Here is a 7907-nt window from a genome sequence, read left to right as displayed (position 1 = left end):
TGATTCGTTATCAGCTGGCTTTGCGCTCGTGCGCCTGGCGGTAAGCCACCAGATCTTCAATCGTCACCACAGCCATGTTGTGCTTGCCGGCAAACTCGATGCACTCCGGCGCGCGCGCCATAGAGCCATCATCATTGGTCAGTTCACACAGCACACCGGCTGGCTTGAAACCTGCAAGCGTGACCAGGTCGATAGTCGCTTCGGTGTGACCGCCGCGAGTCAGAACGCCGCCCGGCTGCGCGCGCAGCGGGAACACGTGGCCCGGACGATTCAGGTCAGATGGTTTTGCACCATCGGCAATCGCGGCACGCACGGTGGTGACGCGGTCAGCGGCAGAAACACCGGTGGTTACGCCGCTGGCGGCTTCGATAGTTACGGTAAAACCGGTGCCGTACGCGCTGGTGTTGTTCTCTACCATCATGGGCAGTTCCAGCTGTTTGCGGCGATCTTCGGTAATACACAGGCAGACAATACCACTGCCGTGACGGATGGTCAGCGCCATCTGCTCAACGGTCATGGTTTCGGCGGCGAAAATCATATCACCTTCGTTTTCACGGTCTTCATCGTCAAGCACCATTACACCGCGACCTTCGCGAAGCGCAGCAAGCGCGTGTTCAACACGGTCAGCAGAGGTACCGAAAGAGGAAAGGAGCGTCTGATTCATGGTAAAAAAACCTCATTAAAATTATGGTTACCAGAATCAGGGCAGTCTTAGGAGCGCCGTAGTACGGCAAAAAAATAACGTGAGCGGGCCTCGCCCGACTGGTTCGTTACTCTCTCCCATCCGGACTTTAACCGTCGGCCCCGGAATTACACCGGATCTGCTGACCTTTGAGTTTGCACCCAAAGCGCTCGCGGGCTTTCAACACAAGGTTGATTTACCGCCGGTGGGGAATTTCGCCCCGCCCTGAGAATAAGCGAAATCACTATAACGCTAATGATTATGTTCGGCAACGCTTAAGCATCACACAATTGTGGTTTAAGGATCCCCGTAACGCGCTACAATGGTCGTTATTACCTTTTCTTTGAGGGAACTACGATGATCGACCCGAAAAAAATTGAACAACTTGCCCGTCAGGTTCATGAATCAATGCCAAAAGGCGTGCGTGAATTTGGTGATGACGTTGAGAAGAAAATCCGTCAGGTGCTGCAGACACAGCTGATGCGTCTGGATCTGGTGAGCCGTGAAGAGTTTGACGTGCAGACTCAGGTGCTGCTGCGCACCCGCGAAAAAATCGCCCTGCTGGAACAGCGTCTGACCGAGCTGGAAAACCGCAATGCCGTTGAGGAAGTTAAACCGGCACCTGCAATCCCGCCGGTAGATACGCAGGATTAAAAAAACGGGCCAGATGGCCCGTTTTTTATTCACCAGAATTATTGATTGTCTTTCTGGATCTTCTTAATGATGTTGGTGGTCGAACACCCGTCCTCAAAGTTGAGCACCATCACTTCACCGCCGTTGGCCCACACCTCTTCGCTGCCTGCGATTTGCTCAGGTTTATAGTCACCGCCTTTCACCAACAGATCCGGCAGGATCCCGGCAATCAGACGCTGCGGGGTATCTTCCTCAAACGAGACGACCCAGTCCACGGCTTCCAGCGCGCCGAGCACGATCATACGCTGCTCAAGCGGGTTCACCGGGCGGGTTTCGCCTTTCAGGCGTTTGGTCGAGGCATCGCTGTTGACGGCTACAATCAGGCGATCGCCCAGCTTGCGGGCATTGGCCAGATAGGAAACATGGCCCGCGTGCAGAATGTCGAATACGCCGTTGGTCATCACCACTTTTTCACCACGCTTGCGCGCAGCAGCTACCGCCACTTTCAGTTCAGCTTCGCTCATCACGCCAAACCCGGTATCGGCACGACCGCGCACCGCGTTTTCCAGTTCGATTGGCGAAACGGTCGACGTACCGAGTTTGCCGACCACCACACCTGCGGCAGCGTTGGCAAAGTAGCAGGCCTCTTCCAGGGAGTTGCCCGCCGCCAGCGTTGCCGCCAGCACGCCAATTACCGTGTCGCCAGCACCGGTGACGTCATACACTTCCTGCGCCTGAGTTGGCATATGCAGTGGCGCTTTACCCGGCTGTAACAGGGTCATCCCCTGCTCGGAGCGGGTTACCAGCAGCGCGGAGAAGTCAAAATCGGCGATGATTTTCATGCCGCGCTCGACAATCTCTTCTTCGGTTTTGCATTTGCCGGCCACCGCTTCAAACTCAGACAGGTTTGGCGTCAGCAGCGTTGCTCCGCGATAGCGTTCAAAGTCGGTGCCTTTCGGGTCGATCAGCACCGGAACACCTGCATCACGCGCCAGCTTAATCATCTGCTGGACGCTCGCCAGCGCCCCTTTCGCGTAGTCGGAGAGTACCAGCGCGCCAATATTGCTCAGCGCGTGGCTGATGCGCTCGTGCAGCGGCTCGGGATCAACGCCCTCAAATCCTTCTTCAAAGTCGAGGCGGATCAGCTGCTGGTTACGCGAAAGCACGCGCAGCTTGGTGATGGTCGGGTGCGTCGGCACGGAGACGAAGTCACATTTAACGTTCACATCCGCCAGCGTCTTGCTCAACGCACGCGCCGCATCGTCGATACCGGTCAGCCCCACCAGGCGTGAATGCGCGCCGAGGGAAGCAATGTTCATCGCCACGTTTGCCGCGCCGCCAGGGCGCTCTTCAATGGTATCCACCTTCACCACCGGGACCGGTGCTTCCGGGGAAATGCGGCTGGTCGGCCCATACCAGTAGCGATCCAGCATCACATCGCCAACCACCATAACTCCAGCACGTTCAAACTCTGGCAGTGTTACTTTCATTCCTGACTCCAGAAAGATTCACAATTTGCGCGCGATAATATCACACTTGTTTTGTTACGCACGGTTCCACCAGCCACTTCTGCCAGCAGGCCCGCACCAGCTCTCGCTCTTGCTCAAAGCAGCTCAGCGGTAGATGACCGGGCTGTTCCTGCAGGGCCAGATGGTGCAGCTCATCGCGCAGCGTGGTGTAAGCGCGGGTTAACGCCTGCGCTTCGTGCTCGTCCATAATGTCGTTTTGCGCCAGCAGTTCCAGAATGCGCACGTTATCCGACCAACGGGTCAGCTTCGGCTTATCGTGGGCGTGGTTCAGCACCAGATACTGAGTGATAAATTCAATGTCGGTGATACCGCCTTCATCGGCTTTGATATCAAAGCGATCCTTTTGCTTGTTACCGAGATGGGCGCGCATTTTTTCACGCATCTCCCGTACCTCGATTTGCAGAGGCCCACCCTCGCGCGGGGCGGTCAACACGTCGCGGCGTATGGTATCGAACTGGGCTTTCAGCTGCGGATCGCCATACACCACGCGGGCGCGCACCAGCGCCTGATGTTCCCAGGTCCAGGCTTCGTTCTGCTGATAGTCGGCGAACGAGTCGGTAGAGGTAACTAACATCCCTGCCGCTCCGGACGGACGCAGCCGGGCATCCACTTCATACAGAATGCCGGATGAAGTGCGGGTGCTGAACAGATGCATAATGCGCTGGGCGAGGCGCAGGTAGAACTGGCGCCCGTCGATTTCACGCTCACCGTCGGTCATCACGTCTACCGGGCAGTCGTGAAGGAAAATCAGATCCAGATCGGAGCTGTAACCCAGCTCCCAACCCCCCAGCTTGCCATAACCCACCACTGCAAAGCCGCGGCCTTCGCGATCGGTCAGATGCTTCGGTTGTCCGTAGCGCGCCACCATCTGCATCCACGCCTGATGCACAACCGCATCGATAATCGCTTCTGCCAGCCAGGTTAAGTGATCGCTCACTTTCATTACCGGCAGGGTTTCCGCGATATCGGCAGCCGCCACGCGCAGCATCTGCGCCTGCTTAAACTGACGCAGCGCCTCCAGCTGTTGCTCTTCATCCTCTTCCGGCACGCGCAGCAGATACTGGCGCAGTTCATCCCGGTAAGCATCGGTCGCCGTCGGCTGGTACAGGGTGTTGGGGTCGAGCAGCTCATCCAGCAGAAGCGGATAGCGCGCCAGCTTACTGGCCACCATCGGCGAGGCGGCACAAAGCGAAATCAGGTGCTTCAGCGCACCGGGGAATTCGCTCAACAGTTCCAGATAGGTGGTGCGGGTAATGATGCCGCTCAGCAGCGGAGTCAGGCGCGACAGCGGCACCGGGGCGTCGGCACGGGAACAGACATCGCTGAGCAGATGCGGCATCAGATGATCGAGCACCTGGCGTCCGCGTGGGCCAATGGCCCGCTTGTTTAGCTCCATGCGGAAATCGGCAATCAGCGCCACCACCCGATGGCGGTCGTCATCGCTGAGATGGGCCAGCACCGGCGTGGTGTCATCCTCCTGCAGCGCATCCTGCCACAGCTCGCGCCAGTGCTCAGACAACTCATCGTCCTGAGATTCGCTCTCATCGTCGCCGATCAGGTCGTTGAAAATACGTCGCACCGCAGCCATATGGCTATCCAGCGCCTCGGTCAGCGCCTGCCAGTCGGCCAGGCGCATCCCCCAGGCCAGACGGGCGCGATTGAGATCGTCGCCCGGCAGGGTCTGGGTTTGTTCGTCATTAATGCTTTGCAGCAGGTTTTCCAGCCGACGCAAAAAGAGGTAAGCCTCGCGCAAAATCTGCGCATCCCCTTCCGGCAGCAGGTTAAGCTGAGCGATGGCGGTCAGCGTTGGCAGCAGGGAGCGGGATTGCAGCGACGGCTCACGTCCGCCACGAATAAGCTGGAACACCTGAACGATAAACTCGATCTCGCGGATCCCGCCCGCCCCCAGCTTGATGTTGTCTTTCAGGCCACGGCGGCGCACTTCGCGGGCAATCATGCCCTTCATATTACGCAGGGACTGGATCACGCTGAAATCGATGTAGCGGCGGAACACGAACGGCCGCAGCATAGCCCGCAGCTCATTGGCATATACGTCATCGGTATCGCCCATGATCCGCGCCTTGACCATCGCATAGCGTTCCCAGTCGCGGCCCTGCTCCTGGTAATAATCTTCCAGCGCGGCAAAGCTCAATACCAGCGGACCGCTGTCGCCGAACGGGCGCAGGCGCATATCCACGCGATAAACAAAGCCATCCTGAGTCGGCTGATCCAGCGCTTTAATCAGCCGCTGTCCCAGCCGGGTAAAAAACTGGGCGTTATCCAGCTCGCGACGTCCGCCGCGGGTGGCGCCCTTCTCAGGCCAGGCAAAGATCAGATCGATATCCGAGGAGAAATTCAGCTCGCCACCGCCGAGCTTGCCCATCCCTAAGATCAGCAGCGGCTGCGGAGTGCCCTCGTCGCTGCACGGCGTGCCCCACTCACGACAGCAGGCGGCGTACAGCCAGTCGCGGGCAGTGACAATCAGGGTTTCAGCAAGGTGGCTGAGCTGCTGCAAGGTGCTCTCTTCACTGACCAGCATCAGCGCCTGCGCCCAGGCGATGCGTACCATCACCCGGCGGCGGAACTGGCGCAGCACGCGCATCAGCGCCGCTTCATCGCCAACATCCACCAGCGCATCGTTGAGCCACCGGGCATAGTGCTGCCATTCGTCCGCCTGGGGTGGCGAGGCGTCAAGCTCCGCCAGCCACTCAGGATGAGCGGTGACGCTCTCCTGCACGAAGTCGCTGAAGGTCAACATCTGCTGCGCCTGCTCGCTCAATGACGCGGCGGGCAATGCGTCCGGCAGACGTTCACACACCGTCTGCCACTGCTGCTGTAACTGTGAAGAAAGCGGCATCTTAAGGGTTCCTTGCCTGCGTTAACGTTTTCCGCTGTGCAGCCAGAATGGCTCCTGCGAAATGGCCTCGTTGCGGAAATGCTCAATTTCAATACGCTGGCGGGTCTTGATGGCATGCTGCAACCCTTGCCAGTTTTCCAGCCACGCGCGAGCCGCAGCGCCATCATAGGCACCTGACAGCAGTAGCATGCTGTCAACGTTGCGTGCCAGACGAATCAGCTGATCGGCGTACTGATCGCCCAGCGGTTGTCCAAAGAGGGTTTTCAGCTCGGCGGCATGACGTGAGAGATGGGTATCGGCAAAGCGTTTAAACGAGTCGTCGATTTTGCCCTGCGCCTTCGCATCCAGGAAGCTACGCCAGCCGCGGGTCACCAGAAACTCGGTCAGCGCCAGTTTCGCCGTTGCGGTTTGCGAGCTGTAGACCGCCGTATCAGCAGAGACGTCGGAGGCCATCAGGGTTTCGGTCTGAGTAAGCAGATCACGTAACTGAGTGCTCGCTTTACGCGGCACAATGCCGCCGAACAGGGTCAGGCTGTGGCGCACCAGCGCAATCGCCGCCAGCACATCGGCTTTTGCCGCTTTCATGCCGCGAACCCACAGCTCTTCGTGGTACTGCCACTGGCTCAGCGCCAGTTCAAGTGCCGCTTCAAAGCCCTGCTCGACAGAGGATTTCGGCGCGACGAGCAGAATCTGGGTCGGCTTCAGGGTGCGTGGGGCATTCCCCTGGGCCAGATGATAGCCACGGGCGGCCTTGCTCAGGCTGCCCTGGCGCAGGCCGGACTGGGTAACCAGCTTGCGCGCCAGCTTCAATACGTCATCGGCATGGCCTTCCAGCAGCTCCAGCTCCAGTTCGCAAATAGACTCCTGGAACTCACCCGCTTTGACCTCACCCCGATCGAGGGCGATTTCAATCCGGCTGTTGCCTTCGGTCACCAACCACTTCTCGCGCCAGAAATCGGTGCTGAACAGCGGCTGGACATCGTCTGCCAGCGTCGCAGGCAGCTCGCCTTCCGGCCAGACTTCCGTCGGGAAGCGCGCCAGCTCAAGCTGTGGCTGGCTGATGTCGATATTATATTCCGGGCGTTGATGCAGGCCGCCGACCACACGGCCGGCGATTTTCATGGTCATCTCGTAACGCCCGTCAACGCCCCGAATGCGCAGCCCCATATCATGACGGCGCAGCCAGAAGTCCTGCGTTTCGTAATAGATGTTGAGCAACTGTACCGGCTCGTGATGTTCACCTGACAGCTGATGCAGATGGTTTTTCAGCGCGTCAACGCTGTCGCTTTCAACGATAAATTTTAATTCGATTTCCTGAGCCATAGCCTTGTTCTTTTGATTGCAGCTTCGCGGGGTAAATTACGGCGAACTTACTCGCCACTTTTTTGTCAGTACATAGTATTTTGCGTCACTTTGCCACGCAATGCGCAATTTGAACGCCGTAGCCTTTGCTGAAGTGGCCAGAAACCCACGGAGGATTCCGAATACTGACGAATACTTTGCGCGGACGCACTGTTGCCACTACTATCGTTCCACTTTTTATGAAAATAACGACTGCCGATGCTTAAATTACGCCTGACTGGACTCACTTTCCTTGCTCTTAGCGCTGCTACAGTGGTCCATGCCGAAGAGAAACGCTACGTTTCTGACGAACTGAATACCTGGGTACGCAGCGGCCCGGGTGACAATTATCGCCTCGTGGGCACGATTAATGCCGGTGAGGAAGTGGTGCTGTTACAAAGCAATGCGGACTCCAGCTATGGCCAGGTTCGCGACAGCAGCGGCCGTACCGCGTGGATCCCCCTGAAAGAGCTTAGCACCAGCCCGAGCCTGCGCACCCGCGTGCCGGATCTGGAGAATCAGGTTAAAACCCTGACCGATAAGCTGACCAATATCGACTCCACCTGGAACCAGCGCACTGCCGAGATGCAGCAGAAAGTGGCCCAGAGCGACGGGGTGATCAACGGTCTGAAAGATGAAAACCAGAAGCTGAAAAACGAGCTGATCGTCGCCCAGAAGAAGGTGAGCGCTGCTAACCTGCAGCTGGACGATAAACAGCGCACCATCATCATGCAGTGGTTTATGTATGGCGGCGGCGTGCTGGGTATGGGTCTGCTGGTGGGTCTGGCTCTGCCGCATCTGATCCCAAGCCGTAAACGTAAAGACCGTTGGATGAACTAAATAGTCATCTCTGCCACACTTACGT

General features: G+C 58.0%; 6 protein-coding genes and 1 riboswitch. Of the genes, 2 read left to right on the top strand and 4 right to left on the bottom strand.

Annotation, left to right across the window (positions count from 1 at the left end; all coding sequences use genetic code 11):
* Positions 1-10: 10 nt before the first annotated feature.
* A complete protein-coding gene (gene ribB / locus ACRDD5_RS10405) occupies positions 11-664 on the bottom strand; it encodes a 3,4-dihydroxy-2-butanone-4-phosphate synthase (RefSeq protein ID WP_271284513.1) in 654 nt (217 codons plus the stop codon).
* A 104-nt stretch (positions 665-768) separates the two neighbouring features.
* A riboswitch (FMN riboswitch) is annotated at positions 769-919 on the bottom strand.
* Positions 920-1039: 120 nt separating this feature from the next.
* On the opposite strand from ribB, the gene ubiK reads away from it, so the two are divergent.
* Complete coding sequence (gene ubiK / locus ACRDD5_RS10400; RefSeq protein WP_271284512.1) at positions 1040-1336, top strand: ubiquinone biosynthesis accessory factor UbiK; 297 nt, start codon at positions 1040-1042, stop codon at positions 1334-1336.
* A 38-nt stretch (positions 1337-1374) separates the two neighbouring features.
* Here ubiK and hldE read toward each other — a convergent pair whose 3' ends face one another.
* From hldE to ACRDD5_RS10385, 3 genes are read right to left on the bottom strand one after another with little or no spacing between them, the layout of a single operon-like run.
* A complete protein-coding gene (gene hldE, locus ACRDD5_RS10395; RefSeq protein ID WP_271284511.1) occupies positions 1375-2805 on the bottom strand; it encodes a bifunctional D-glycero-beta-D-manno-heptose-7-phosphate kinase/D-glycero-beta-D-manno-heptose 1-phosphate adenylyltransferase HldE in 1431 nt (476 codons plus the stop codon).
* A 40-nt stretch (positions 2806-2845) separates the two neighbouring features.
* The gene (gene glnE / locus ACRDD5_RS10390; protein WP_438676709.1) at positions 2846-5701 is read right to left on the bottom strand and encodes a bifunctional [glutamate--ammonia ligase]-adenylyl-L-tyrosine phosphorylase/[glutamate--ammonia-ligase] adenylyltransferase; all 2856 of its coding nucleotides are present in this window, start codon (positions 5699-5701) and stop codon (positions 2846-2848) included.
* A gap of 21 nt (positions 5702-5722) precedes the next feature.
* Positions 5723-7024 carry a CYTH domain-containing protein gene (locus tag ACRDD5_RS10385; RefSeq protein ID WP_438676708.1) on the bottom strand — a complete coding sequence of 434 codons (1302 nt, stop codon included), beginning with the start codon at positions 7022-7024 and terminating at the stop codon, positions 5723-5725.
* 237 nt (positions 7025-7261) lie between these two features.
* Between ACRDD5_RS10385 and ACRDD5_RS10380 the strand changes: the two genes are divergently transcribed.
* Positions 7262-7882, top strand: coding sequence for a TIGR04211 family SH3 domain-containing protein (locus ACRDD5_RS10380; RefSeq protein WP_271284508.1), 621 nt, complete (start codon positions 7262-7264; stop codon positions 7880-7882).
* The last annotated feature ends 25 nt before the right edge of the window (positions 7883-7907 follow it).

The sequence above is a fragment of the Silvania sp. genome (genome assembly GCF_051656365.1).
GTDB lineage: Bacteria > Pseudomonadota > Gammaproteobacteria > Enterobacterales > Enterobacteriaceae > Enterobacter > Enterobacter hatchlandensis.
Note: the sequence above shows the minus strand (reverse complement) of the source record. Positions and strands in the feature narration are given on the sequence as shown.